This window comes from Streptosporangium sp. NBC_01639 (genome assembly GCF_045209755.1).
Lineage (GTDB): Bacteria > Actinomycetota > Actinomycetes > Streptosporangiales > Streptosporangiaceae > Streptosporangium.
Map to the genome: position 1 here is coordinate 955,496 of NZ_CP109272.1, position 25,642 is coordinate 981,137.

The window sequence follows — 25,642 nt, forward strand, 5'->3', positions numbered from 1 at the left end:
GGACCTTCAACCTGTGACTCCAGTGTCGTGATGGGTGGACATCGACAGATGGGAACGGAGTGAGGGGACCGCCCGGGCGGTCCACCACCCGTCGGGGACGTCCACCGTCTCCACGGCGACGCCCCGGGCCGAGAGCAGGACCCGCAGGGAGGTGACCGCCGTGGACGGCAGGCTCAGCACCCGCTGCCCGGCGGCCAGCCCTCGCAGGGTCATCTCGGCGGGGATCCCGCCGTCGTAGACGGTGATCCCGGGCTGTCGACCGACCTGGGCGAGGTCATGGGGATCCTCCCGGCGGTGCGGGAAGTAGGCCACCGGCTCGGACGAGCCGAGTCCGGCCAGCCAGGTGAGATAGGGATCGCGGTGGATCAGGCCGTTGCGGACCAGCGAGGTGCCGAGGACGACGGTGCGCTCCTCGGGACGGGGTCCGCGCAGGGGCTGCGACCGCAGCCAGGCAAAGTCGTGGGTGACCAGCTCCGCTCCCCTGTCCCGTACGGCCCGCGCCAGCTCGCCGGGGACGGGCATGGCCGTGAAGACCGACAGCCGGCCGGATCGGGCGGCGGCGCGCAGTCGCAGGCCGGCGGCCGTGCCGAGGACGGTCCGCAGCGGACCGGCGGTGGCACGGGCCCGGAGCAGCGGTGTCCAGATCCGTCCGGCGAGCAGTTCCAGGAGCTTGACGGTGGCCAGTCCGTCGTCGACGATCACGATCCGGCCGGGCAGCGCGGTGAGCAGGCCCGCCTGGACCTTTCCGGAGAACGCGTCGCCGACCGTCCAGGTCACGCCCCGGCGGGGCCTGGGCATCCCGGGCTCGGGCGTGGCCAGCTCCAGCCCCGGAGGAAGGTCCAGCCGGGAGATCTCGCGGCGGGTGACAGCGAGCGGGCGCAGCCCCGCGCGGGGCACCACCCTGGCGTGCGCGCCGAGCAGCCCGGCGTGACAGGCCTCCACGGCGCAGAGCAACTGCAGCGGTGACTCCACCCATGCGACGGCCGAACTCTGCTCCCGCGCGTGGTCTCGGCCGTCCTCCACGCCGGGCGATGACCCGTTCACGACGGCCTCACCGTAACCGGGGCGGCTTACGCGCCCGGGAACTGCGGGTGAACAGGCGAGTACACCCGCTTGCGTTTCCCGCGGGGAACGGCTTACCGTGGTGTACGGAACGGTTTCGTACACTTGGCCCATGCTGCAGAGGAGCACATCATGTGGACTCCGAACGACATCCCCGACCTGACCGGCTCCACCGCGGTGGTCACCGGCGCCGGAGGCGGCATCGGGGTCCCCACCGCCCTGCACCTGGCCCGGCACGGCGCCCGGGTCGTGATGGCCGTACGGGACCTCGCCAAGGGCGAGACGGTGCGAAGCGCGATCCGGTCGGCCGCGCCGAACGCGCGGATCGAACTACAACGGCTGGACCTGGCCGACCTGAGCTCGGTACGGGCGTTCGCCGCCGCCTTCGACGGGCCCGTCAACCTGTTGATCAACAATGCGGGGGTCGGCATGATCCCCCGGCGGACCACCGCCGACGGCTTCGAGATGCAGTTCGGCACCAACCACCTGGGGCACTTCGCGCTGACCGGGCTGCTGCTGCCGCGACTGCTCGCCGGACCGGGCTCCCGGGTCGTCACGGTCTCCAGCGACGCCTACAGCCTGGGAAGGATCGACTTCGACGATCTGGGCCTGGAACGCCGCTACCGCCGGTTCTCGGCCTACGGCAGGTCGAAGCTCGCCAACCTGCTGTTCACCCTGGAACTGCAGCGCCGGGCGGGGGGACGGCTGCTCAGCGTCGCCACCCACCCCGGCGCGACCGCCACCGGCATCGTGAAGACGGGTGTGCTCACCGGACCGGTCAACGCCCTCATCCGGCTGGTGCTCCAACCTCCGGACAAGGGCGCGGCCCCCTCCCTCTACGCCGCCACCTCTCCCGAGGTGACCGGAGGCCGGTTCATCGGCCCCGGCCCGAAGACGCTGACCCTCTCCCCCAAGGCGCTGGACGAGACGGTCGCCCGGCGGCTGTGGGAGACGTCGGAGGAGCTCACAGGCGTACGATTCGAGGCGCTCACCCAACACTCGTAGCCCATCGGAGCCACCTTGCGTCTCGACCCCAGACGAGAGCGCGCGATTCTCGACGCGACCATGGAACTGCTCTCCGAGGTCGGTTTCGAGCGCATGTCCGTCGATCAGATCGCCAGGCGCGCCAGTGCGAGCAAGGCCACGATCTACCGTCGCTGGCCGGGCAAGGAGGCCCTGGTGGTGGATCTGGTCCGCAACCACCTGGAGATCGGCGTCGCACCGCCGCCCGACACCGGGTCGATGCGCGGTGACCTCGTGGCGGTGGTGGGCGGATTCTGCCGGACCCTGGAGCAGCAGCACGGCCTGGTCTTCGGGCTGCTCCCGGCCCTGCTCACCACTCCCGAACTGGCGGCCGCCCTGCGTGAGCACGTGCCGCGCCCCGACATCACCGGCACCACCCCGCTCCTCGACCGCGCCCGCGACCGGGGCGAACTGCCGGGGAGGGCCGATCCCGGCGAAATCAGAACGGTCACCGAGGCCCTGGTCTGGCACCGGCTGCTCATCGTCGGCAAGCCGCTGGACGAGTCCTTCGTCGCGGACACGGTCGACCGGGTGCTGCTGCCGCTGATCCATGCCTGGACCGAGCCCAGACGATGATCGAACCGAGCGTTTTCGCAGGTAAAGCGGCCATCATCCAAAAGATCTACGATGATGGCGAAACCGTGGGGCGAAGCGGGTGCGGCCCCCCGGCCCTGCGGCGCCCCCGTCGGCCGAAAACGCCTTACCCGCAGGCGTTCCCGGCTCCGGCCGAGCCGCCGGCGCGGAGTTGTCGATCTTTGGGGCATGCCAAGCCCACCCCCTCGATTCGGGCTTATTCCCAAGCCAGGGCAATGTGCCCTACTTGTAATCGTTTGTCCTTTTCGCGTAGCTTCTAGTCATCCCTGGTGAACGTCCAAGTCCATCAAGGTCTATGCGTCACCATTGCCCGTCCGTGCTCCCTCTGAGCGGATGACTCCGCTCGATGGACACGGCCGCCGAATCCGCGGGTCTCGCGGAACCGGGGAACCACTTTTTTGGGGTGAATCGGCGCTTTCGCGCGCCGTAGGGCACTTCCCAGCCCGAACCCGTCAGCTAACCCGGTAGGCGGCATGAGAAGCGAAGCAAGGAGTTCTCCCCTCATGGCCACAAACCGCCTCACTCCCAAGTCCCGCAACCTGGCCCACGTCCTTCTCGGGGCATCCATCCTCGTCGGCGCCGGCACCCTCGCGGCTCCCGCGGCCCTGGCAGAGGCCCCCGGGCAGAGCCCGTTGAGCGCTCCCCCGGCAGAGGTCGTCAAGACCGTCAAGTCTCCCCTCGAGCTTCAGGCCGAGCGCCTGCCCAAGGTCACCGCCGCGAAGGTCCTGGACATCGCCGCGAGCCAGATCGGCGTCTCGGAGAACGCCCAGGGCGGCGGAACGAAGTTCCAGTCCTGGTACGTGTCCTCCCCGCGAGCCCAGGAGACCGTCGCCCGTGACGGCGGCAACCCGCAGGCCTACGCCAACGCCTCCTGGTGCGCGATGTTCGTCTCCTGGGTCGGCGACCAGGCCGGCATCCGGCCCACCGTCGGCTGGGACGCCTACACCGTCACCTACGCCCAGTGGTTCAAGAACAACGGACACTGGGGCACCGTCGCCAAGCCCGGCGCCGTCGTGTTCTACGACTGGCAGGGCGGCAAGAGCATCGACGGGATCGATCACGTCGGCTTCGTGAAGAAGGACAACGGCGACGGCACGATCAGCACGATCGAAGGCAACACCGGCAACGGCAAGGTCGAGGCGCGCGTCCGGCCCACCTCCCAGGTCGTCGGCTACGGCTACCCGGTCTACAGCGGCTGATCCTCCGGCGCCGCACACCACGGTCGCCCGACTCCGGTCCGGCGGACCCACCGGCACCGAAAGGGGCCCGGCTCATGGCGGTTTCAAGGGGTCGTCGCAACACCGCTGGTGTTAGGCAGTAAGTAGATCACGCAAGCGCTCGGCTGGGGTGTCCCAGTCGAGCGTTTTGCGTGGGCGGCCGTTGAGTTCTTGGGCGACGTGTTCGATGTCCTCGGGCCCGTAGACGCTCAGATCGGTGCTTTTGGGGAAGTACTGCCGGAGCAGGCCGTTGATGCTTCTATGTCAAGCGGCGAGCTGGTGGCGGGTGATCTGGTGCTGCCAGGTTGCTCGATCGTCGGTCATCGCTCGGTGGATGACGTCGATGAGGTGACGCTGAAGGATCCGGCGGGCCCCGCGGGCGCCTTTGGTGGGTTCGTGACGGGACAGGAGTTGTTGTGCAGCGGGGTAGAAGCGTTTCTGCACGATGGCCGCGGTGTAAATCACGCTGTTGAGGCGGCGGTTGCCGCCTCGGTGGAGGCGATGGCGTTCTTGGGCTGAGGAGTAGACCGGGATCGGAGCGCAGCCGGTGTAGCGGGCGAGCTTGGCCGAGCTGGCAAAGCGGGTGATGTCACCGATCTCCGCGATCAGAACCGCCGCGGAGATGTGGCTGATCCCGGTGATCTCCAACAGTCTGGGTGCCAGCGGGGTGACGAGTTCCCTGATCGTGATCTCAAGGTCGCGGACGCGTCGGTTGAGATCGGCTATCTCAGTGGTCATGTCGGTGAGCGTCCGGTGGACGTGCATGCCCAGCCGTGCGGCGTCCAGCAGCGTGGTCAGCGAGGTCAGGCCCTTGGGGCGGGCGAGATCGCCCGGCGTGTGGTCGAGCCAGACGTGCAGGTGCGCCTTGAGCTGGTTGATCACCATGGTGCGGCGCTTGACGAGATCAGCACGGTAGTCGACCAGGACACGCAGCTCACGCACGCGCTCGTCGATGCGGTGGCGATCCAGGCCCGGGGTGGCGATAGCGGCGTGGGCGGCCGCGGCGGCGTCGATGAGGTCTGACTTGGAGCCGGTGGCGGCGTGTAGTTTGCGGTGGGCGGCCGTCAGGCGGGTGGGAACCCAGACCACCTCGTGGCCGGCGAGCAGCAGGCCGTCGGCCAAGCGGCGAGCGAACCCACGGCCGTCCTCGATGGCCCAGGTGACGGGCGTGCCGTCGGTGATCGACCGGATCCACTTCAACAGAGCGGTGATCACGAATGCGTCGTTTTTGACGGTCAGTGGCTTGCCGATCCGTCTGCCGTCGGCACCGACGGCCACTGCGACGTGGACGTGCTTGTGCGGGTCGATCCCCACGGTCACCATCGAGTCGTCCTCTCCTCTGCTGTCATGGGACGGGACAGACCGCGAGGGCCCTGGCCGGGGGACAGACCTATTGCGAGTTGACGGCTCAGCAGGCTTCTATCAAGTCACTCCCGGTCAGGGCTCTCGCCCTGCGGGCCGTCGTGGACAGATCAACGGAAAGCCTTTCGGCACGTGTTCTCCGAGTCACCCAACGGCCCGATCGGAGCATCTCCCGTCGAAGAAGCCCCGCGCGACCCACCCTGCACCAATAGGTGTTCTCGTTGGTGCCGCGCTGCCAGGGCGAGTGTGGGTCGCAGAAGTAGACGGCCATGTCGGTGGCCATGGTGAACTGCTTGTGCCGGGCCATCTCGCAGCCCTGGTCCCAGGTCAGTGACCCGCGTAGGTGGGTCGGCAGGGTCGACATCGTCTGGATCAGTCCGTCGCGGACCTGCTCGGCGTCATGGCCATGGGGCAGGTGCACCAGCATGGTGTAGCGGGTGGTCCGCTCGACCAGGGTGGCGATCGCGGACCGGTTGTTCGCGCCGATGATCAGGTCGCCCTCCCAGTGGCCGGGCACGGCACGGTCTTCGACCTCGGCGGGCCGGTCGGCGATCATCACCATCTCCTCGACGAACCGATGCTGCCGCTGCCCTGGCTGGCGTTGCGGTTTGCGGCGGGCCCTGCCGGTCCGCAACGCTTTTTGAACCTCGCGTTTGAGGCCGCCGCGGGCCTGAAAATACAGGGCTTGGTAGATCGTCTCGTGGCTCACGCGCATGCTCTCGTCATCGGGGAAGTCCTTGACGAGCCTGTGGGAGATCTGCTCGGGAGACAACTTCCGTTCCAGACCTTGTTCGACCTGCTCACGCAACACTCTATGGTCGACCAGCTTGCAGGTCTTGGGACGGGCCCGCGCGGCGGCAGCGGCCCGGTGAGCCCGGTGAGCCCGGTGCGGCAGGTAGACACCCTCGAGCGAGCGCCGAGCGATCTCACGCGAGACCGTCGACTTGTGCTTGCCGATCTCCTCGGCGATCTCGGTGACCGTCTGCTTGTTGATCAACCCGTCGGCGATCGCCAGCCGGTCGACCTGCGACAGATACCGGCTATGAACCTCGGCCTCGACAGGATCGATCATGGAAACCTTGTAGCGGGTGCCCGAGCCCGAGTCCACGACCGTGCCGTCGGGATAGACCCGTGTGTCGCTGGACTTGCGGACACCCCTGCGCCAGTCCCGTCCGGTGCGTGGATGTACGCCCACCTCCCGCGCGGCCCGCGCCGATGGCCAACCCTGCCCGATCAGCTCCAGGAACCGCCGCTTAGCCGCTTCCTTACCCGCAGGCTTCGCCTCGGCCGCCATCACCCCGGCACTGACCAGGATCCGCCGGGCAGTCCCATGACTCAGCCCAGCGGCGATCGCCGCCCGGTTGACGCTCCCCGACTCCGCGAAGACCGCGAGCACCCGCCGGCGATGCTCGTCGGTCACCACGGTCTTGGCACGCCCCGTCCCCCGACCACCCGCCCGCGAGATCGCATACGCACGCGAACTCGGCAAGCCCAACGCCGTCGCTGCGGACCGCACCGAAACCCCGGCATCGATCAGCCTCAACAACTCATCGCACTCACGCGATGACCCCTCCGACAACGACATGGTCGTCGCAACTCCTCAGATCGAGGTGTTGCGACGACCACATGAACCCGCCCTCGGCGGGGCCCTTTCCGGCATCCGGCCCCGCGCCGTACGAGATCCCGCTGTCCGGAACCACCGGGCGCCCGCTTTCCGGGACAGCGGCTCTGCCGCGCCGAATGTCACAGTATGTCACTGTGTGATGGGAGCGCTCCCAAAAACCTTTCTGAGAGGTTTGCGAGGTGTGATGCCGTTAATCCCCCACTGACAGGCCAGATGTAACGGTTGAGTTTCGGCATATTGACGTCCTGGTTGCCTATCGTCCACTCTTCGTGGGAGCGCTCCCAAAACTTTTTGCGGGATCTACCCCATCGCGCACCGCGTTTGTCGGGGACCGATGCGCGATGTCACCTCCCATCGATTCGGACGACCACCTGAGAGGGGTCCGTAATGTTGAACAGCAAGCGGCATGGCAAGCTCGCCGCGGTCACGGTGATGGCGGCCACCGCCCTGGCGATCACTTCCTGCGGTTCGAGTGATTCCGCCACGCCTTCGGCCGGCGGCACCGGCTCCGCGGCCGCCGCCGAGCCGGTGACCATCACCGTGCACACCTTCGGCGGCGGCGCGAACTTCGGCTACAAGAAGGCCGTGGAGACGTGGAACGCGGCGCACCCGAACATCCAGGTCAAGTACCAGAACCTGACCGACCGGTTCGAGGACGTCTACCTGCCCCAGCTGCTGCAGAAGCTGCAGGCCGGCAGTGGCACCGGGGACATCGTCGGCATCGACGAGGGCGCGATGGGTCTGATGAAGGCCCGCCCGCAGTTCTTCACCGACCTCGCACCGTACGGGCTGGACAGCCGCAAGAGCGACTTCCCCGCGGCGAAGTGGGACAACGGCATCAACAAGGACGGCAAGCTCTTCGCCCTCGGCACCGACATCGGCGGCATGGGCATGTGCTACCGCAAGGACCTGCTGGAGAAGGCCGGCCTGCCGAGCGAGCGCGACGAGGTCACCAAGCTCTGGCCGGACTGGGCCTCCTTCATGGAGACCGGCAAGAAGTTCCAGGCCGCCAACCCCGGCAAGGGCGCACCGAAGTTCCTCGACGGGCCCAACACCCTCTACAACGTGGTCCTGTCGCAGGAGGCCCCGAAGAACGGCAACATCGCCTACTTCGACACCGGCAACCAGCTCGTCATCGACAAGAACCCGGCCATCAAGACCTCGTTCGACACGGTGAAGTCCTACAGCGAGGCCGGCCTGACCGCCAAACTCGCCTCCTTCACCCCGGAGTGGAACGCGGCGATCAAGAAGGGCGGCTTCGCCGTCATGGGCTGCCCGGCCTGGATGCTCGGCGTCATCTCCGGCAACGCCGGTGACGAGGGCAAGGGCAAGTGGGATGTGGCCGGAGTCCCCGGCGGCGCCGGCAACTGGGGCGGCTCCTACCTGGCGGTCCCCGCGCAGAGCAAGCACCCGAAGGAGGCCGCCGAGGTCCTGAACTACCTCACCGGCAAGGAGGGCCACGTCATGGCCTTCCAGGAGGCCCAGGCCTTCCCGAGCTCCCTGTCCGGGCAGCAGGACCCGGCGGTGGCCGACATGAAGAACGAGTTCTTCAGCGACGCGCCCACCGGCAAGATCTTCGGCGACTCGGTCAAGGACCTGCTCCCCGTCTTCCTGGGTGAGAAGCACGCCCAGGTGAAGACCGCGGCGGAGAAGGTCCTGGAGGGCATGGACAAGGGCTCCATCCCCTACGGCGAGGCCTGGACCAAGTTCATCGAGGCCGGCACCAAGGCAGCGGGCTGATCCCCGTCCGTTCGCACGGGCCCGGCGGCGGCTACCCCGTCGCCGGGCCTGTCGCCTGCCCTCCGCTGAAAGGCTGACCGATGACCCTGAACGTCGACGCCCCCGCTCCGGCCCGGAGACCCGGCCCCCGCCGGCCCTCCGGGCACCGGAGCGCAGGACGGGGCGGGTCGGGATTCGCCAGGTTCGACCTCCGGGCGACTCCCTATTTCCTCGTCTCGCCGTACTTCCTGCTGTTCGCGATCTTCGGCGTCTTCCCGCTCGGCTACACCCTCTGGGTGTCCCTGTACGACTGGGAACTCGCCGGTGACAAGTCCTTCATCGGACTTGACAACTACATCGCCCTGATCACCGACGGATCGTTCTGGAACGCGGTGGTCAACACGCTCGGGATCTTCGTCATCTCGACGATCCCGCAGCTCATCCTGGCGCTGGTCATCTCCAACGCCCTCAACAAGCGCATCCGGGGCCGGCTCTTCTTCCGCCTCGGCATCCTGCTCCCACTGGTGACCTCGGTCGTCGCGGTCGCCGTCGTCTTCACCCAGCTCTACGGCCGTGACTACGGCATGATCAACTGGTTCCTCGGCCTGTTCGGCGTCGACGCCATCGAATGGCAGAACCAGAGCTGGAGCGCGTGGCTGGCCATCTCCACGATGATCGACTGGCGCTGGACCGGCTACAACGCGATCATCCTGCTGGCCGCCATGCAGACGATCCCCAAGGACCTCTACGAGGCCGCCTCCCTTGACGGCGCCTCGCCCCGGCGGCAGTTCTGGCAGATCACCGTCCCGATGCTGCGCCCGACGCTCGTCTTCGTCGTGTTCATCTCCACCATCGGCGGCCTGACCCTGTTCACCGAACCGGTCATGTTCGAGGGCAACCCGACGATGGCGGGCGGCGCCACCGGCCAGTACCAGACGGTTGCCATGTTCATCGTCAAGGAGGCGTTCCGGGACTTCGACATGGGCTACGCCTCGGCGGCCGCCTGGCTGCTGTTCGCGCTGATCCTCATCGGAACGCTGATCAACTACTCCTTCACTCGCCGCATCGGGGGTAAAAAGTGACGGCGGTCCAAGCCCGGCGGCGCCGGAAGAGCCCCGCGTCCGCGCCGAACCGCATCTGGGACGCGGGCCCGCTGACGAAGGTGGTCCTCGCCTTCGCGCTCGTGCTGTCGGCCTTCCCGATCTACTACATGTTCATCATGGCCACCCGGACCAACGACGAGGCCATCGACACCCCGCCGCCGCTGCTGCCGGGCGGCCACCTCGGCGAGAACATCCAGCGGCTCCTGTCCACCGAGGACGCCTACTTCGCCACCGGTCTGATCAACTCGGCCATCGTGGCGACCACGGTGACCGTCTCCGTCGTGCTCATCTCGACCCTGGCCGGCTTCGCCTTCGCGAAGCTGAAGTTCCGGGGCAGCAAGATCCTGCTGGGCCTGATCCTGGTGACCATGATGGTCCCGCTCCAGCAGATGGGCGTCGTCCCGCTCTACGAGATGATGGTGACCCTCGGCTGGACCGGTCAGATCCAGGCCGTGATCCTGCCCTTCCTGGTCAACGGGTTCGGGGTCTTCATGATGACCCAGTACACCACCCAGGCGGTGCCGGACGAGCTCGTCGAGGCGGCCCGCGTCGACGGCGCCTCCACCATGCGCATCTACGCCAACGTCGTCCTGCCCGCGGTACGGCCCGGCATGGCGGTTCTGGCGCTGCTCACCTTCATGCAGAACTGGAACGAGTTCATGTGGCCGTTGATCGTCCTGAACCCGGACAACCCGGTGGTGCAGACCTCGATCGCCGCGCTCAACCAGGCCCACGGCACCGACTACGTCATGCTCTTCACCGGCACGGCGGCCTCGGTCCTCCCCCTCTTCATCGTTTTCGTCGCGTTCGGTCGCCAGATCGTCGGCGGCCTCATGGAAGGTGCGGTCAAGGCGTGACCACGCAAGAGACGCAGATTCAGACGCCGGACCTGGTGTTCCCGACGGACTTCGTCTGGGGTGCGGCCACCTCCGCCTACCAGATCGAGGGCGCCGTCTCCGAGGACGGCCGCGGCCGGTCCATCTGGGACACCTTCGTCAAGCAACCCGGCCGGGTGGTCAACGGCGAGCACGCCGATGTCACCATCGACCACTACCACCGCTACCGCGACGACGTGCGGATGATGGCCGACCTCGGCCTCGGCGCATACCGGTTCTCCATCTCCTGGCCCCGGATCCAGCCCGACGGCAGCGGCCCGATCAACGCCAAGGGCATCGACTTCTACAGCCGGCTGGTCGACGAGCTGCTCTCCCGGGGCATCGACCCGTGGGTGACGCTCTACCACTGGGACCTGCCACAGACCCTGGAGGACGCGGGCGGCTGGCCGTCACGGGACACGTCGAAGCGCTTCGCCGACTACGCGGCGGCCGTACACGACGCGCTCGGCGACCGGGTCCGCAACTGGAGCACGGTCAACGAGCCCTGGTGCGCGGCGTTCCTGGGATACGCCTCCGGCGAGCACGCCCCGGGGCGGCGCAACCCGGCCGAATCGGTGCGGGCCGCACACCACCTCCTCCTCGCGCACGGCCTGGCCGTGGAGGCCATGCGGGCCCAGCGTTCCGACACCCGGATCGGCGGCTGCGTCAACCTCTACGCGGTCACCCCGCAGACCGACTCCGAGGCCGACCGGGACGCCGCCCGCCGGATCGACGGCCTGCAGAACCGCTTCTTCCTGGACGCGCTGCTGAAGGGGGAGTATCCGGCCGACGTCCTGGAGGACCTCGGCGAGATGAGCGGGTTCGTCCAGGACGGGGACATGGAGACCGTCTCCGCCCCGCTGGACATGCTGCTGCTCAACTACTACAGCCGTTTCACCGTCTCCGGAACGCCCGGCGGCGCGGCCTCGGCGGCGGCGGCCCCCACCGACAGCGGGTCGCCCTGGGTCGGCAGCGAGCACGTGTCGTTCGTCGGCGCCGGACGGCCGGTCACCGCCATGGGCTGGGAGATCGACGACGCCGGCCTGCACGAGCTCCTGATCCGGCTGACCCGCGAATATCCGCGGATCCCGCTGGTCATCTCCGAGAACGGCGCGGCCTTCGACGACGTCGTGGACGCCGACGGCGTCGTGCACGACCGCGAACGCCTGGACTACATCGCCGCCCACCTGCGCACCTGCCACGCCGCGATCGAGGCGGGGGTGCCGCTGGAGGGCTACTTCGCCTGGTCGCTGATGGATAACTTCGAGTGGGCGTGGGGGTACGACAAGCGGTTCGGACTGGTCCACGTCGATTATGAGACGCAGGCGAGAGTTCCCAAAGAGAGCGCTCTCTGGTATGCCGGGACCATCAGGCGTGGGGGCCTGAACGGTCCGGCAGAATAAGGGATCAGCGAAATCTCTATGGGGGCGATGTACATGAACGGCGACCGTCGTCCGACGCTTGAGGCGGTCGCGGCTCTGGCCGGTGTCGGCCGGGGCACGGTGTCGCGGGTCATCAACGGCTCACCCAAGGTGAGCGAGAAGGCCCGCGACGCCGTACAGCAGGCGATCCAGGAGCTGGGCTATGTCCCGAACAGGGCAGCCCGCGCGCTGGTCACCAGGCGCACCGACACGGTCGCGCTGGTGGTCTCGGAGTCGGAGTTACGCGTCTTCGACGAACCCTACTTCGCCGGGACCATCCGTGGCATCGGCTCGGCCCTTTCCGAGACCGGTCTGCAACTCATCCTGGCGATGACCCAGTCGCAGCAGGACCATGAGCGGCTGGAGCACTACCTGACCGGCCAGCACGTCGACGGGGTGCTGCTGATCTCGCTGCACGGCGCCGACCCGCTGCCCGGCAAGCTGGAGGCGATGGGCGTGCCGACCGTCATCGGCGGCCGGCCCATCGGGCCCACCCCCTACAGCTACGTCGACGTGGACAACCGGGCGGGCGCCCGGCAGGCGGTCAAATACCTGCTGGGCAAGGGCCGGCGGCGGATCGCCACCATCGCGGGTCCGCAGGACATGGGGGTGGGCGTGGACCGGCTCGCGGGCTACCGTGACGCGCTGCTGGCGACCGGTCTGCCCGAGATCGTGGCCCACGGCGACTTCAGCGAGGAGAGCGGGATCGTCGCCATGCGCAAGCTCCTCGCCGAGAACTCCGGCATCGACGCGGTGTTCACCGCCTCCGACCCGATGGCGCTGGGCGCGATCCGGGTGCTGCGGGAGGAGGGCAAGGCGATCCCCGAGGACGTCGCGGTGATCGGCTTCGACGACTCCCCCGCCGGGTCGCACTCCTCCCCCGCGCTCACCACCGTGCACCAGCCGACCGAGGCGATGGGCCGCCAGATGGCCCATCTCCTCGTGGCCCGCATCAACGGCGAGCATCTGGAGCAACCGGTGGTGATACTGGACACCCACCTGGTCGAGCGGGCCTCCGCGTAACCGGGGCCCCCGGCCTGTGCACCTTCGATCTGACCGTGTTCGACTCATCTCCTCCCGGCGAAAGGACCCTCGTGTCCCGGACGTTCACCCTCCGCGGCGGCACCATGCACGCCGAGATCACCGAGCGGTCCGCCGCTCTGCGCGTACTCCGCCACGGTGAACGCGATCTGGTGCCCAGCTGGCCGGCGGACGGGCCGATCCCCTACTACAGCGGCACCCTCCTCGCCCCCTGGCCGAACCGGATCGCCGGCGCCTCCTACACCTTCGACGGCCGGACCCACCGGCCGGTGGCGAACGAGGAGGACCGGGGCAACGCCCTGCACGGGCTGGTCGCCGGGGTCGACTGGGAGGCGGTGGAGTGGCTGGCCGTGGAGGACGAGCACGGCTCCGTACGGCTGGCCCACACGATCACCCCGTCCCCCGGTTATCCGTTCACCGTCGCCCTGCAGGTGCTCTACTCCCTCACCCCCGAGGGACTGACCACCACGCTGACCGCCGAGAACCTCGGTGACGGTCCCGCCCCCTACGGCTGCGGCCCCCATCCGTGGCTGCTGGCGGGAGAGCGGGTCGAGGACTACGAGCTGCACGTGCCCGCGTCCAGGGTGCTGCTGGTGGACGACCGGCTGCTGCCCCGCTCCCTGGAGGACGTCTCCGGCACGCCGTACGACTTCACGACCGCACGGACGGTCGGCGACACCGCCGTGGACCACGCCTACACCGGCCTCCTCGCGGACGCCGACGGACAGGTCCGGGTCCGGGTGAGCGGTCCGGACGGCGGGGTCGAGATCCGCTGGGACGCCTCGGTGCTGCCCTGGGTCCAGGTGTGCACCGGGACGGTGCTCGACTTCCGCGGGCTGGCCGTCGAGCCGATGACCTGCCCGCCGGACGCCTTCAACTCCGGCACCGACCTGATCGTGCTGCAGCCCGGCGACAAGGTCGAGACCTCCTGGACGATCTCCCCCATCTGAGGCACCGCGATGGACAGCGACACCAAGCGCCGGCTCACCGCCGCCGAGCTCGACGCGCTGACCCGGCGTGCCCTGGGCACCGGTCTCGCCGCCGCCACGGAGCTGACGGACGGTTTCGCCAACGCCGTGTGGCGGCTGACCCTCCAGGACGGCCGCGAGGTGGTGCTCAAGCTGTCGCCCCCGCCCGAGCTGGAACAGCTGCGCTACGAACGAAACCTGCTGCGCACCGAGGCCATGGTGTACGGCCTGGCCGAGGCGGCCGGGGTGCCGGGCCCGGAGCTGCTGCGGGCCGGGTTCGACGATCCGGTGCTGGGCGGCGACTACCTGATCCTGTCCGTCCTCGACGGTGTGCCGTGGAACCAGGCCACCCCGTCGGAGGCGCACCGGCGCGCACTCCGCCGGGAGCTCGGCGGCCACCTGGCCCGGCTGAACGCGATCACCGGCGACGTCTACGGCTACCCGCACGCCGACCTGACCGGCGACACCTGGCGGGCCGCCTTCCTCGCGATGACCGGGGCGGTGCTGGCGGACGCGCACCGTTATGCGACGCCGCTGCCGAGACCCGCCGACGAGATCCGGGCGGCGATCGAGGCGAGCGCGGCGGTGCTGGACGAGGTGACGGTCCCCTCCCTGGTCCACTTCGACGTCTGGCCGGGCAACGTCTTCCTGACTCCCGGCGACACTCCGCGCATCCAGGCGATCATCGACCATGAGCGGGCGTTCTGGGGCGACCCCCTGGCCGACTTCGTCACGCCGACGATCTTCGGCGAGCTGGACGAGACCGACGAGATCGTGGCGGGCTACCGGGAGGCGGGCGGCGTCGTGGAGTTCACCGGCTCCGCCCGCACCCGGATCGCCCTCTACCGCCTCTATCTCGCGTTGATCATCCTGGCGGAGAACGGCCCCCGCCAATACCCGGAGGAGGACTACGCCCCCCTCCGCGACCGGAGTGTCCAGGCCCTGCTCAGAGCGCTGGACCAGCTCTCCGCCTGACAGCCGGAGCGGCTGCTCGGCGACGGGGTGGGCGAAGTTCCAGCAGGGGACGGGTTCTCTTCGCGGGATACCTGTGCCAATATTTCAATGGGTGATGAATTATGGATCAGAGCACATGCGTGATTGTGGGGGGCGGCCCCGCGGGGGCCGTTCTCGCCCTGCTGCTGGCCCGGGCCGGCGTCGAGGTGACGCTGCTGGAGAAGCACGGCGACTTCCTGCGTGACTTCAGAGGCGACACCATCCACCCCTCGACCCTGCAGCTCCTCGACGAGCTCGGCCTGGCCGGGGAGTTCGACCGGCTGCCCCACCGCAAGGCGCGGCAGATGACCATGCGGACCGACGACGCCACGGTGCCGATCGCCGACCTGTCCAGGCTGCCGGGCCGTTACGGCTACATCGCGTTCGTGCCGCAGTGGGACTTCCTCAACCTGGTGACCGACGCCGCCAAGCGGTGTCCCACCTTCCGCCTCGTCATGAACGCCGAGGTCCACGACGTGATCCGGGAGGGCGACGCGGTGCGCGGGGTCCGTTACCGGGACGCCGACGGCGAGCACGAGCTGCGGGCGACGCTCACCGTGGCCACCGACGGACGGCACTCCGACGTGCGCCGGGCCGCCGGGCTCGTCCCGGTGGAGCACGGCGCGCCGATGGACGTGGTGTGGTTCCGGCTGCCGCGCGAGCCCACCGACCTCGACCAGCCGTTCCTGCGGGTGTCAATCGGCCACATGATGGTGGCGATCAACCGCGAGACATACTGGCAGCTCGCCTACCTGATCCCCAAGGGCGGCTTCGACGCCCTGCGGGCCCAGGGCATCGAGGCGCTCCGCGGCCCGGTGGCCGGGCTGCTGCCCTTCCTCGCCGACCGCGCCGGGCTGCTGTCGGGCTTCGGCGACGTGAGCGTGCTGTCGGTCAGGCTCAACCGGCTGCGCCGCTGGCACCGGCCGGGCCTGCTGATCATCGGTGACGCGGCGCACGCCATGTCCCCGGTCTTCGGGGTCGGCATCAATCTGGCCGTGCAGGACGCGGTGGCCGCGGCCAACCTGCTGGCCGGTCCGCTCGCCGCCGGGGCTGAGATCCCCGAGTCCCTGCTCGCCAGGGTTCAGCGGCGCCGCACCCCGCCCACCGTGATCACCCAGTTCGCCCAGCGCGTGGTGCAGAACCGGTTGATCAGCCGCGCCCTGTCCGGAGACGCCAGGCCGTTGAGACTGCCGCGTGACATCTCCCGGCTGCCCGTGATCGGTGCGCTCGCCCGCCGCTTCATCGGCTTCGGGGTCCGTCCCGAGCATGTCGCAACCCCAGTGGGGTCTCACCATGCATAAAGAAGTTTCTCGCTCTGTGGACAATGCGGCCAGTTCGCATGCCCGGTTGCAATAACCTGGTATGTCGTGAGCATCAACCTCGATTCCTGGCGGCGGCTGCCTGCGGCACAGCAGCCCGAATGGCCCGACCGCGACGAGCTGGACAAGGTCGTCGCCGAACTGGCGGGGCTGCCGCCCCTGGTCTTCGCCGGGGAGTGTGACAAACTCAAGGCGGACCTGGCGGCGGTGGCGCGTGGCGAGGCCTTCGTGCTGCAGGGCGGCGACTGCGCCGAGACCTTCGCCGGAGCCACCGCGGACGACGTGCGCAACAAGCTGAAGACGCTGCTGCAGATGGCGATCGTGCTCACCTACGCGGCGAAGGTGCCGGTCGTGAAGATCGGCCGGATGGCCGGGCAGTTCGCCAAGCCGCGCTCCAAGAACAACGAGACCCGCGACGGCGTGGAGCTGCCCGCCTACCGCGGTGACATGGTCAACGGCTTCGACTTCACTCCCGGGTCGCGCGTCCCCGACCCCTGGCGGCTGCTGCGCGCCTACCACTCCTCGGCGGTGACGCTGAACCTGGCCCGCGCCTTCACCAAGGGCGGCTACGCCGACCTGCGCCAGGTGCACGCCTGGAACCAGGACTTCGTGGCCGAGTCTCCGGCCGGGAAGCGCTACGAGCGGCTCGCCCGGGAGATCGACCAGGCGCTGGCGTTCATGCGCGCGTGCGGGGCCGAGCCGGAGGAGTTCCACAGCGTGGAGTTCTACTCCTCGCACGAGGCGCTGATCCTCGACTACGACCGGGCGCTCACCAGGATCGACTCACGGACCGGCCAGCCGTACGACGTCTCGGCGCACATGGTCTGGATCGGCGAGCGCACCCGCCAGCTCGACGGCGCACACGTGGAGTTCTTCTCCCGGATCCGCAACCCGATCGGGGTGAAGCTCGGCCCGACGACCAGCGCCGAGGACGCCCTCGCCCTGATCGAGAAGCTGAACCCGGAGAACGAGCCCGGACGGCTCACGTTCATCACCCGGATGGGCGCGTCGAAGATCCGGGAGCACCTTCCCGAGCTGGTGGAGAAGGTCACCGCGAGCGGCGCCCAGGTGGCGTGGATCTGCGACCCGATGCACGGCAACACCTTCGAGGCGCCCAGCGGTCACAAGACCCGCCGCCTCGACGACGTGCTGAACGAGGTCGCCGGCTTCTTCGAGGTGCACGCCGCGCTCGGCACCCACCCGGGAGGCATCCACATCGAGCTGACCGGTGACGACGTCACCGAATGCGTGGGCGGCGGCTGGGACATCGCCGAGGGCGACCTGGCGCTGCGCTACGAGACGGCCTGCGACCCGCGCCTCAACCGGGGCCAGTCGCTGGACCTGGCCTTCCGGGTGGCGGAGCTGTACCGCTCGGTCTGACCCGTCGAAGCCGCCTTCGCGCGAAAAGCCCCGCACCTCCGGCTCAAGGGTGCCACGGGGTCGTCGTGACGGACGGACGGCTCCCCAGCGATTCCGGGCGCCCGCTCACCCGAGCGGGCGCCCGTTTTCATGCCGTCGGACCGCCCTGAGCGAGACCGGCCACATCCACCTCGCCGACCGGCCTGGCTTGCCCCTGCCCCGGGAACGCGGCGCCGAACTCATGCGCAACGCCCTTCCCTCAGGCTGCGATTTTCACCAAAACCGACAAGCTTCACAGAGTGCGACAATAATCACTTTAGGGATAAACTATCCCGGTCGTGGTCATAGCCAAGGCCATAGGCAGGTACGCCCCGATTGGGCGGTCGGCGCCAGGCACCGCCCCTTGGACCGGGGAGTACCGCGCCGACCACGCCCTCCCCCCGATGACGCGCCGAGCGGCGATGACCACGACCGGCACCCCGCCGTCAACGCGGACGGAGCCACCGGCAAGTCAACGACTACATGCACAGCAGGAGACTTCCATGCGCACCCCGAAAAAGGGAATCACTCTCGCGTTCGCCGTGGCGGCCGCACTGGCCGGGACCGTCGCCACGAGCAGTCCGGCGAGTGCCGCCTCGTCGCCCATCGCGATCTGCGGCGGCGGCTCCTACCACGTGATCGACCAGTTCGACCTGGAGAGCGCCACCGCCTACCTGCTCTACAACGGCACCTACAACTGCGTGGTCACCATGAAGAAGACGACCGGCACGACCACCTACGTCGCGGCCATGATCCGGATCCAAGGCAGTGCCGCTTACACAACGGACGGGGGCCGGTACCAGTTTTACGCCGGCCCGGTCAGGGTCAAGGCGCCGGGCAAGTGCATTGAATGGGGCGGCGTAAGCCCTGAGGTCTACTTCCTCTCGGAACCGGTGCACTGCGGCTGAGCCGACCCGCACCGCTCCCGCTCGTGGTTCGCGCGGTGGCCGAAAGGCGTGCCGGGATCGGCCATCGAGCGGAGAGCGTCGGCGGAACGGGGCCGATCTCATCGCCGGGAAGGGGCACCGCCTGCCGGCCGAATTGCGCCCCTTCCCGACCGTCCCGCTCCGCCGGGATATCAGCCGTTCTGCGTGCCCAGCTCGCTCGCGAGCTCGGCCCGGATGGCCTCCATGTCGAGCGCACGGACCTGGCCGATCAGGTCCTCCAGGGCCGGCGCCGGCAGCGCTCCGGGCTGGGCGAAGACGACGATGCCGTCACGGATCGCCATGATCGTCGGGATCGAGGTGATCTCGAAGCCCTGGGCGAGCGCCTGCTCCGCCTCGGTGTCGATCTTGCCGAACTTGATGTCGTCGTGCTTCTCCGACGACTTCTCGAAGATCGGGCCGAACGTCCGGCACGGCCCGCACCAGGCCGCCCAGAAGTCCAGCAGGACGATCCCCTCGTCGGCGATCTCGTTGAAGTTCTTCTCGGTTACCTCGATGGTGGCCACCGTTGGCTCCTCTTGTCTCTCACGGCTGTACGGCTCGCATAACCACGTATCCCCGCTGAGCATTCCTCCCCGGTATCCGGCCGGACAACCGGACGCGCCGGGGAAGAGCCTCCGCGGACGCCGTAGGGCCCGGCCGCCGTCCGGTGACGCGCGGTGGTTTTGCCGCTATGCGCCGCCGCCGAGGAAGCCCGACTTGTCGAGCCAGTCAGCGGAGACCTTGCCCGGCTCCTCACCGTCGACGTCGACCCGGGCGTTGAGCTTCTGCATGGTCGCGTCGTCCAGCTTGTCGATCACCGGCTGGAGCACCTTCTCAAGCGCGGGATACTTCTGGTAGGTCTCCTGCCGGAGGGTGACGGCGGCGTTGTAGGACGGGAAGAAGCGCTTGTCGTCCTGCAGCACCGTGAGGCCGAGCGCGGCGATACGCCCGTCGGTGGTGAACACCTCACCGAAGTTGCAGGTCTGCCCCTTGTCCGTCTCGGTGTAGACGACGCCGGTGTCCAGCAGGCTGATCCGGTCCTTCGGGATGGTCATGCCGTAGGCCTTGGACAGTCCCGGCAGGCCGTCGTCACGGGTCGAGAACTCCGTCTCGATGCACACCGTGACCTCCTCGGGCTTGGACCGCGACAGCTCGACCACGTCGGAGATCGTCTTGACGCCGAGCTCCTTGGCCTTCTCCGAACGGATCGCCAGGGCGTAGGTGTTGTTCAGCGGGGTCGGCCCGATCCACTGGATCTTGTTCTTCTCCAGGTCCGCCGCCGCCGTGGCCTTGAACTGCTCGGCCGAGTCCTGGATGGGGGTGGCGTTCTTCAGATGCTCGATCCATCCGGTGCCTGAGTAGTCCCAGTACATGTCGATCGAGCCGGACTCCAGAGCCTTACGGTTGGGAGCGGTGCCGCCGAGGTTGGTCTTGTCGACGACCTCGGCCCCGTGTGCCTTGAGCAGGTGCACGGCGATCTGTCCGAGCATGATGTTCTCGGTGAAGTCCTTGGAACCGATGACGAACTCGGCGCCGGCGAGCTCGTCGCCCGCGCTCGAGGCTTCGACGGCGTCGGCGGCACCGCAGCCACTCACGGTGGCAGCGGTCAACGTCGCGGCGGCGAGCAGGGCGAGCGTATGGCGGAGGGTTCGTGCACCCATGACTGAAGACACCTCTTCGGATCGGGATTGCGGACGGTCAGGTTCGGGGCGCGGTCACATGCCGCGGGGCTTGAGCAGGTTCTCGGCAAGCGCTCCCAGCCAGTCGACGGCGAAGGCGATGCACGCGGTCAGCACGGCGCCGACGACGGTCACGGGCATGCGATTCAGCTTGAGCCCGTTGATGATCAGCTCACCGAAGCCACCCGCGGCGACGAACGCGCCGAGTGTGGCGACGCCGACGGTGAGGACGAGCGCCGTCCGCAGACCGGCGAGAATCGCGGGAACGGCCAGCTTGAGCTCCACCCGCCGCAGGATCTGCCCTCTGGTCATCCCCATGCCCCGGGCGGCCTCGATGAGAGCCGGATCGACCTGCTGAACCCCGATCATCGTGTTGCGCAGCACCGGGAGCACCGCGTATGCCACCAGCCCCACCAGGGCGGTCTGGAAGCCCACTCCCATCAGGAAGGTGCACAGTACGAGAAGCCCGATGCAGGGAACCGCCTGGCCCAGGTTGGCCGCGGTGAGGATGACCGGCGTGATCAGCCGGTTCCTGGCGCGCGAGGCGACGATGCCGAGCGGGATCGCGATGACCACCACGAGCGCCGTCGCCACGAGGGTCATCTGGATGTGCTCCACGGCCTTGGTCAGGATCACCGTCCGGTTGAGGCTGCGCCGTTCGATGGAGTCGAGCTCGACTGTGCCGATCCAGGTGTACAGGGCGGCCAACGCGGCGCAGACGGCGAGCGGGGTGATGAGATGGCGCAGCCCCAAAGCTCCTCCGAGCGGTCGCACCCGGGCGACGGCGACTGTCTCAGCGGTCACCGGCGACCACTTCCTCCTGCGGCACGGCCTCGGGCCCGGGTCTCATCGCCGCACACAGCGCCGCGTAGGTCAGCACGCCGGAGGGCGTGGTGCAGCGGTCGGTGCCGTGCGCGATCATGACGTCCAGCGCCTCGCGCAGACTGGTGCCCGCGACGACCGGCGGCAGGCCCGCGTCGTTCGGCGGCTCCACGCACGGCAGGTCCTCCACGCGCAGCAGCGCGAGCCGTTTGAGCGTGGCGTCCTCGCCGATGAAGCCGGCGACGTAGGCGTCGGCGGGCTGGGCGAGGATGTTCGCGGGTGTGTCGTACTGCGCGATGTGCGACCGCTCCTTCAGTACGGCGATGCGGTCGCCCAGCTTGATGGCCTCCTCGAAGTCGTGGGTGACGAAAATGATCGTCTTGCGCAGCTGCCTCTGGAGTTTGACGAACTCCTTCTGCAGGTGTTCGCGCGTGATGGGGTCGGTGGCGCCGAAGGGCTCGTCCATCAACATCACGGGTGGATCGGCCGCCAGTGCCCTGGCCACGCCGACGCGCTGCTGCTGCCCCCCGGAGAGCTGACGGGGATAGCGGTCGTGGAACAGCGACGGCTCCAGGTTGACCAGTGACAGCAGTTCCTCCACCCGGGCGGCCGTCCGGGCCGCCGGCCAGCCCAGCAGCTTCGGCACCAGGGCGATGTTCTGCCCGATGGTCATGTGCGGGAACAGCCCCACCTGCTGGATGGCGTAGCCGATGTGCCTGCGTAGCTCATCGGGATGCAGACTCAGGATGTCCTTGCCGCCGATGCGGATCTCGCCCGATGTGGGCTCGACCAGCCGATTGATCATTTTCATCGTGGTCGTCTTGCCACAACCCGACGGACCGACGAAGACCACGAGCTCTCCGGCGGGGATGTCGAGGTCGACGCCGTCGACTGCGGGCGCCGCCTGGCCCGGGTAGTGCTTGGTCAGACCGCGCAACTCGATACGCACGCCTTCGGTGTCACTGCCGAACACGGAGCCCCCTTGGAATGGTCAGTTGGCGGACGGTGAAGAAGAACAGGTCGAACAGCACGGCGATGACCACGATGCCGAGCGTGCCCGCGAGCGTCGCGTTGAGCGAGTTCACCGAGCCGAGCCGGGAGAGTCCCTCGAAGATCTGCGTGCCGAGCCCGGGCCCGTCGACGTAGGCGGCGATGGCCGCGATGCCGATGAGCATCTGCGTCGCGATGCGCACACCGGCCAGGATCAGCGGCCAGGCCAGCGGCAGCTGCACCTTCAGCAGGACACGGACACGGCTCAGCCCCATCCCGCGCCCCGCCTCCAGCGTGGCGGCGTCCACGCCGCGCAGCCCGGTCACCGTGTTCCGGATGATGGGCAGAAACGCGTACGCGGTCAGCGCGATCAGCGTGGACCCCCAGCCGAGTCCGGTGAGCGGGATGAGCAGCGTGAGCAATGCCAGGGAGGGGATGGTCAGGACCGCGGCGGAGACCGTCAGCGAGCCGCTCCGCAGCTTGGGGACGTCGTGGGCGAGGAGCCCTATGCCGACGCCGACGACCGTGGCGATGCCGATGGCGATCCCCACGACGAGGGCGTGCTCGGCGGCGGCCAGCGAGAGAGTGTCCCAGCGCGAGAGCACATACTCGCTGAAACTCATGAATGACCGCCTTCACTTACGCTTGCATGGGTCTGCAAACGTATGCGACTAGTTGCGGTCAGCGCAAAATATGTTGCAGCTATTGCAAAAATAGGTAACGTTTCGTTATGAACGGATGGGGATGAGCGAGAAGCCGCCGGTGTCCTCTGTCGGGCTGCGCCGGGACATGGAGATCCTCGAGGTGCTCGCCGGCCACGGGGACCACCGGGACGTGGACGGGTTCGGTGTCAGCTGGATCGCGCAGCGGCTGGACAGGGAGAAGAGCCAGGTGTCGAGGGCGCTGCGTGCCCTCGAAGTCGAGGGGATGGTGGAGCGGGACCCGCTCACCCGGCGCTACCGCCTGGGCTGGCGCCTGTTCGCCCTCGCGGCGCGGACCCAGCAGTCAAGGCTCGTCCAGGTGTCCGCGCCCTTCCTGCAGCGCCTGGCCACCGTCTTCGACGAGGACACCCACCTGTGCATACTGCGCGGTGACATGGTTCTCACGCTGGCGTCGATGCCGTCCTCTCGCGCCTACCACCGGGTCTGGGAGGGCATCTCGGTTCCAGTGATCATGGCGGCGGCCGGCCGGTCGCTGCTCGCGGACTGGGACAAGGAGCAGGTCGGCACGCTCCTGCGGGCCGCCTTGCCCACCGGCCTGGACTCCGCGGTCAGCGACGAGAAGCGGTGGATGGCCGACCTCGCCCACGTGCACTCCCACGGCTACGCGGTGACCGCGATCGAGCTCGACGACAGCGCGGCCGGGGTGTCGGCGCCGGTACGGGATCACCGGGGGCTGATCGCGGGCGCCATCAGCGTTTCGGTCACCCGCTCGCCCGGGGAATCCCGTCTGCGGGAGATGGGAGGCATCGTCGCCGAGACGGCGCGTCAGCTCTCGGCCGCTCTGGGTCTGCCGCCGGGCGGTCCCGGCGGCCCGCCCGGCACGTCGCGCGGATACCCGGGTTCGCGGTTCTCCGCCGAGGAGGAACCGGCTCCGGCGCGGGATCACGGCGATCCTGCCGACGACCGGAACCGGTGATGAGGGACCGCTCCCGCGCAGCTCGAAGGTGACCCACCGCCACGGCCGGGACCGCTCACGCCGACGGAGACCGCGGGCGTCCCTGCCGGACCCGGATGTTCAGCCGGTGCGCACCACGGTGACGGCGTACCGGGAGGCGACCATCTCGAAGGGCATGATCACCAGCGTGCCGTTCCGGTAGTGGACGTGGGCGTTGCCGCTCTCCCCACCCGCCTTCTGCGGCAGCTCGGCGACCGGGACGGCTCGGCCGGTGGCGGTGTCGATCCTGGTCAGCCTGGGGACGGGCTCGTTCCGGCCGCCCTCCTCCATGACCAGCAGGTCCTTGCCGTCGGCCTCGACGAAGGTGAGCATGGTGGCACCGGTGCCCGAGGACTTCCACAGCTGCCTGCCGCTCGTCAGATCGAAGGCCAGGAGCTCGTTACGGCTGATCCCGCCGCCCTTCACGTTCTCCGGGAAAGTGGTCAGGTAGAGGGTGTTCCCGCGCACCGCCGTGCGGAGCTCCTCGCGACCGCCGTCGATGTAGATCGCGCCGTTGAGCGGGAGAAGGTCGATCTTCACCCCGCTGTCGAACTCCCGGAGCTTCTTCCCCCTGTCGTCGAGCACGAGGACGAAGGTCTTGTCGCCGCCGCCCCAGGCGGCCACCACCGGATCGGCCGAGAGGAGGCTGTCGGGTCCCCCGTCGTCGTCGGTGATCCTGTGCTCCCCCTTGTAGGCGCCGGTCCGCCCGTCGAGCACGACGACGCTGTCACCGCCCTCGTAGCAGTCCAGGTTGACCACGACCTGCTTGGGCGAGGCGGCGACGTCGGTGGCCGTGCAGACCTTCGAGGTGTTCGACGCCCATATCCTCTTCCCGTCGGAGAGCCGGTAGGCCGACACCCGTTTGAACGTCCGCACCACCGCCAGGTCGCCCGCGAGCACCAGGCCGGGGGCGTCGAGGCTCTTGTCGCTCTCCTTCGACGCCGTCGCCGGGATCCTGACCTTCCAGAGCACCTTGCCGGTCTTGGCGTCGATGCCCGCCAGATGGTCGCAGATCTTCGTGGTGCCGTAGGCGAAGGCGCCTCTGCCTCCGGCGATGCCGGGGGTCGCCCCGCAGAGCTGCTCGCCCGGGGCGGGTGTGCCCCAGGCCCGCTTGCCCGTCTTCAGGTCGTAGGCGAGCACCCCGTCCTTCTGCACCCGGATGACGGCGGCGTCACTCATCCAGGTGCCGAAGGCGATCGAGGCGTCGGTGCCGATGACCTCGGTGCCGGCGGCGGTGAAAGGCACCTGCCACTCCCCCTCACCGAACTCGTCTCCGAACCCGCCGGAGACGAACCAGGCGGTGCCGACGCCGATGCCGAGCAGCGCGACGAGACCCAGCGCCACGAAGAGCACGGTCCTGCCGGTCCTTCTCCCGGCGGGCGGCCGATCGGGTTGCGCCCCCTGCGGGTACGGCTGCCCGTACGGCGGCCCCTCGGGGCCCTGCGGCGGGTACTGCTGTTGCGGATAGGGCGGGCCCTGCGGATACGGTGCGGGGCCCTGCGGCGGATGGGCCGGTCCCTGCGGCTGCCCCGGAGGCGGATACCCCTGCTGGTACGGCGGCTGCCCGTACGGCGGCTGCCCGTACGGCGGAGCCCCCGGCCCCTGCCCCTGCCCGTACGGCGGAGCCCCCGGCGGGCCGTACTGCCCGTACGGCGGAGCCCCCTGCCCCTGCGGCGGGTACTGCTGTTGCGGATACGGCTGCCCCTGCGGGTACGGCTGTGCCCCCGGCGGGCCGTACCCGCCGCCCGGCTGCTCGGGGTACGGCTGCGCCGGTGTCCCCGGGTAGGGCTGCTGCGGATACGGACTCCCCTGAGAAGGGAAGTCGCGTGAGTCGTTCAAGTGTCTCCCCG

Annotated in this window: 23 protein-coding genes, 1 pseudogene and 1 riboswitch; of the genes and pseudogenes, 14 read left to right on the forward strand and 10 right to left on the reverse strand. The window is 68.9% G+C overall.

The window, feature by feature from the left end:
• Positions 1-6 precede the first annotated feature (6 nt).
• Entirely contained in the window at positions 7-1,044 is a 1,038-nt protein-coding gene (locus OHA77_RS04245; protein WP_406316256.1) for a hypothetical protein, read from the reverse strand.
• 150 nt (positions 1,045-1,194) lie between these two features.
• Between OHA77_RS04245 and OHA77_RS04250 the strand changes: the two genes are divergently transcribed.
• The 3 genes from OHA77_RS04250 to OHA77_RS04260 all read left to right on the forward strand — a co-directional run bounded on the left by OHA77_RS04250 (position 1,195) and on the right by OHA77_RS04260 (position 3,878).
• Positions 1,195-2,067, forward strand: coding sequence for an oxidoreductase (locus tag OHA77_RS04250; protein ID WP_406316258.1), 873 nt, complete (start codon positions 1,195-1,197; stop codon positions 2,065-2,067).
• 15 nt (positions 2,068-2,082) lie between these two features.
• The gene (locus OHA77_RS04255; RefSeq protein ID WP_406316259.1) at positions 2,083-2,661 is read left to right on the forward strand and encodes a TetR/AcrR family transcriptional regulator; all 579 of its coding nucleotides are present in this window, start codon (positions 2,083-2,085) and stop codon (positions 2,659-2,661) included.
• Between the two features lie 365 nt (positions 2,662-3,026).
• Positions 3,027-3,164: riboswitch (cyclic di-AMP (ydaO/yuaA leader) on the forward strand.
• Between the two features lie 18 nt (positions 3,165-3,182).
• On the forward strand, positions 3,183-3,878 hold the full coding sequence (locus OHA77_RS04260) for a CHAP domain-containing protein (RefSeq protein WP_406316261.1): 696 nt from the start codon (positions 3,183-3,185) through the stop codon (positions 3,876-3,878).
• 111 nt (positions 3,879-3,989) lie between these two features.
• Here the strand turns inward: OHA77_RS04260 and OHA77_RS04265 are convergent.
• From OHA77_RS04265 to OHA77_RS04275, 3 genes and pseudogenes are all read right to left on the reverse strand, one after another.
• A pseudogene (locus OHA77_RS04265) lies at positions 3,990-4,160 on the reverse strand (IS30 family transposase); the annotation flags it as partial.
• A complete protein-coding gene (locus OHA77_RS04270) occupies positions 4,161-5,219 on the reverse strand; it encodes an IS110 family transposase (protein WP_406316263.1) in 1,059 nt (352 codons plus the stop codon). It lies immediately after the preceding pseudogene.
• Positions 5,220-5,304: 85 nt separating this feature from the next.
• Entirely contained in the window at positions 5,305-6,330 is a 1,026-nt protein-coding gene (locus OHA77_RS04275; RefSeq protein ID WP_406319763.1) for an IS30 family transposase, read from the reverse strand.
• A gap of 939 nt (positions 6,331-7,269) precedes the next feature.
• On the opposite strand from OHA77_RS04275, the gene OHA77_RS04280 reads away from it, so the two are divergent.
• The 10 genes from OHA77_RS04280 to OHA77_RS04325 all read left to right on the forward strand — a co-directional run bounded on the left by OHA77_RS04280 (position 7,270) and on the right by OHA77_RS04325 (position 18,627).
• Complete coding sequence (locus OHA77_RS04280; RefSeq protein ID WP_406316265.1) at positions 7,270-8,622, forward strand: ABC transporter substrate-binding protein; 1,353 nt, start codon at positions 7,270-7,272, stop codon at positions 8,620-8,622.
• Positions 8,623-8,702: 80 nt separating this feature from the next.
• Positions 8,703-9,683, forward strand: coding sequence for a sugar ABC transporter permease (locus tag OHA77_RS04285; protein ID WP_326821955.1), 981 nt, complete (start codon positions 8,703-8,705; stop codon positions 9,681-9,683).
• Positions 9,680-10,561 (forward strand): carbohydrate ABC transporter permease, encoded by an 882-nt coding sequence (locus OHA77_RS04290; RefSeq protein WP_406316266.1) that lies wholly within the window; start codon positions 9,680-9,682, stop codon positions 10,559-10,561. Before OHA77_RS04285 ends, OHA77_RS04290 begins: the two co-directional genes overlap by 4 nt.
• The gene (locus OHA77_RS04295) at positions 10,558-11,982 is read left to right on the forward strand and encodes a GH1 family beta-glucosidase (RefSeq protein WP_406316268.1); all 1,425 of its coding nucleotides are present in this window, start codon (positions 10,558-10,560) and stop codon (positions 11,980-11,982) included. Before OHA77_RS04290 ends, OHA77_RS04295 begins: the two co-directional genes overlap by 4 nt.
• 33 nt (positions 11,983-12,015) lie before the next feature.
• The gene (locus tag OHA77_RS04300) at positions 12,016-13,023 is read left to right on the forward strand and encodes a LacI family DNA-binding transcriptional regulator (RefSeq protein WP_326821952.1); all 1,008 of its coding nucleotides are present in this window, start codon (positions 12,016-12,018) and stop codon (positions 13,021-13,023) included.
• 71 nt (positions 13,024-13,094) lie between these two features.
• On the forward strand, positions 13,095-13,991 hold the full coding sequence (locus OHA77_RS04305; RefSeq protein ID WP_406316269.1) for an aldose 1-epimerase family protein: 897 nt from the start codon (positions 13,095-13,097) through the stop codon (positions 13,989-13,991).
• 9 nt (positions 13,992-14,000) lie between these two features.
• Positions 14,001-14,984 (forward strand): phosphotransferase family protein, encoded by a 984-nt coding sequence (locus OHA77_RS04310; protein ID WP_406316271.1) that lies wholly within the window; start codon positions 14,001-14,003, stop codon positions 14,982-14,984.
• 101 nt (positions 14,985-15,085) lie between these two features.
• Positions 15,086-16,303 carry an FAD-dependent oxidoreductase gene (locus OHA77_RS04315; protein WP_406316273.1) on the forward strand — a complete coding sequence of 406 codons (1,218 nt, stop codon included), beginning with the start codon at positions 15,086-15,088 and terminating at the stop codon, positions 16,301-16,303.
• A 66-nt stretch (positions 16,304-16,369) separates the two neighbouring features.
• Positions 16,370-17,701, forward strand: coding sequence for a class II 3-deoxy-7-phosphoheptulonate synthase (locus OHA77_RS04320; RefSeq protein ID WP_326821948.1), 1,332 nt, complete (start codon positions 16,370-16,372; stop codon positions 17,699-17,701).
• A gap of 521 nt (positions 17,702-18,222) precedes the next feature.
• On the forward strand, positions 18,223-18,627 hold the full coding sequence (locus OHA77_RS04325; RefSeq protein ID WP_406316274.1) for a spore-associated protein A: 405 nt from the start codon (positions 18,223-18,225) through the stop codon (positions 18,625-18,627).
• A gap of 170 nt (positions 18,628-18,797) precedes the next feature.
• On the opposite strand, the gene trxA is transcribed toward OHA77_RS04325, so the two are convergent.
• The 5 genes from trxA to OHA77_RS04350 form a co-directional block, all read right to left on the reverse strand.
• Complete coding sequence (trxA, locus tag OHA77_RS04330) at positions 18,798-19,169, reverse strand: thioredoxin (RefSeq protein WP_326821946.1); 372 nt, start codon at positions 19,167-19,169, stop codon at positions 18,798-18,800.
• Positions 19,170-19,334: 165 nt separating this feature from the next.
• Positions 19,335-20,306 carry a glycine betaine ABC transporter substrate-binding protein gene (locus tag OHA77_RS04335; protein WP_326821945.1) on the reverse strand — a complete coding sequence of 324 codons (972 nt, stop codon included), beginning with the start codon at positions 20,304-20,306 and terminating at the stop codon, positions 19,335-19,337.
• 54 nt (positions 20,307-20,360) lie between these two features.
• Positions 20,361-21,128 carry an ABC transporter permease gene (locus tag OHA77_RS04340; protein WP_326821944.1) on the reverse strand — a complete coding sequence of 256 codons (768 nt, stop codon included), beginning with the start codon at positions 21,126-21,128 and terminating at the stop codon, positions 20,361-20,363.
• The gene (locus tag OHA77_RS04345; protein ID WP_406316276.1) at positions 21,118-22,119 is read right to left on the reverse strand and encodes an ABC transporter ATP-binding protein; all 1,002 of its coding nucleotides are present in this window, start codon (positions 22,117-22,119) and stop codon (positions 21,118-21,120) included. Before OHA77_RS04345 ends, OHA77_RS04340 begins: the two co-directional genes overlap by 11 nt.
• A complete protein-coding gene (locus OHA77_RS04350) occupies positions 22,106-22,759 on the reverse strand; it encodes an ABC transporter permease (RefSeq protein WP_406316277.1) in 654 nt (217 codons plus the stop codon). Before OHA77_RS04350 ends, OHA77_RS04345 begins: the two co-directional genes overlap by 14 nt.
• Positions 22,760-22,880: 121 nt before the next feature.
• Between OHA77_RS04350 and OHA77_RS04355 the strand changes: the two genes are divergently transcribed.
• Positions 22,881-23,774, forward strand: coding sequence for an IclR family transcriptional regulator (locus OHA77_RS04355; protein ID WP_406316278.1), 894 nt, complete (start codon positions 22,881-22,883; stop codon positions 23,772-23,774).
• A gap of 99 nt (positions 23,775-23,873) precedes the next feature.
• Here OHA77_RS04355 and OHA77_RS04360 read toward each other — a convergent pair whose 3' ends face one another.
• Positions 23,874-25,631, reverse strand: coding sequence for a PQQ-binding-like beta-propeller repeat protein (locus OHA77_RS04360; RefSeq protein ID WP_406316280.1), 1,758 nt, complete (start codon positions 25,629-25,631; stop codon positions 23,874-23,876).
• Positions 25,632-25,642: the final 11 nt, after the last annotated feature.

Bases quoted from the DNA above. Each gene is read 5' to 3' on its own strand.
- OHA77_RS04270 (WP_406316263.1), bottom strand. From the start codon at position 5,219: ATGGTGACCGTGGGGATCGACCCGCACAAGCACGTCCACGTCGCAGTG.
- OHA77_RS04350 (WP_406316277.1), bottom strand. From the start codon at position 22,759: ATGAGTTTCAGCGAGTATGTGCTCTCGCGCTGGGACACTCTCTCGCTG.
- OHA77_RS04335 (WP_326821945.1), bottom strand. From the start codon at position 20,306: ATGGGTGCACGAACCCTCCGCCATACGCTCGCCCTGCTCGCCGCCGCG.
- OHA77_RS04280 (WP_406316265.1), top strand. From the start codon at position 7,270: ATGTTGAACAGCAAGCGGCATGGCAAGCTCGCCGCGGTCACGGTGATG.
- OHA77_RS04315 (WP_406316273.1), top strand. From the start codon at position 15,086: ATGGATCAGAGCACATGCGTGATTGTGGGGGGCGGCCCCGCGGGGGCC.
- OHA77_RS04250 (WP_406316258.1), top strand. From the start codon at position 1,195: ATGTGGACTCCGAACGACATCCCCGACCTGACCGGCTCCACCGCGGTG.
- OHA77_RS04300 (WP_326821952.1), top strand. From the start codon at position 12,016: ATGAACGGCGACCGTCGTCCGACGCTTGAGGCGGTCGCGGCTCTGGCC.
- OHA77_RS04325 (WP_406316274.1), top strand. From the start codon at position 18,223: ATGCGCACCCCGAAAAAGGGAATCACTCTCGCGTTCGCCGTGGCGGCC.
- OHA77_RS04310 (WP_406316271.1), top strand. From the start codon at position 14,001: ATGGACAGCGACACCAAGCGCCGGCTCACCGCCGCCGAGCTCGACGCG.
- OHA77_RS04260 (WP_406316261.1), top strand. From the start codon at position 3,183: ATGGCCACAAACCGCCTCACTCCCAAGTCCCGCAACCTGGCCCACGTC.
- OHA77_RS04285 (WP_326821955.1), top strand. From the start codon at position 8,703: ATGACCCTGAACGTCGACGCCCCCGCTCCGGCCCGGAGACCCGGCCCC.
- OHA77_RS04355 (WP_406316278.1), top strand. From the start codon at position 22,881: ATGAGCGAGAAGCCGCCGGTGTCCTCTGTCGGGCTGCGCCGGGACATG.
- OHA77_RS04275 (WP_406319763.1), bottom strand. From the start codon at position 6,330: ATGATCGATCCTGTCGAGGCCGAGGTTCATAGCCGGTATCTGTCGCAG.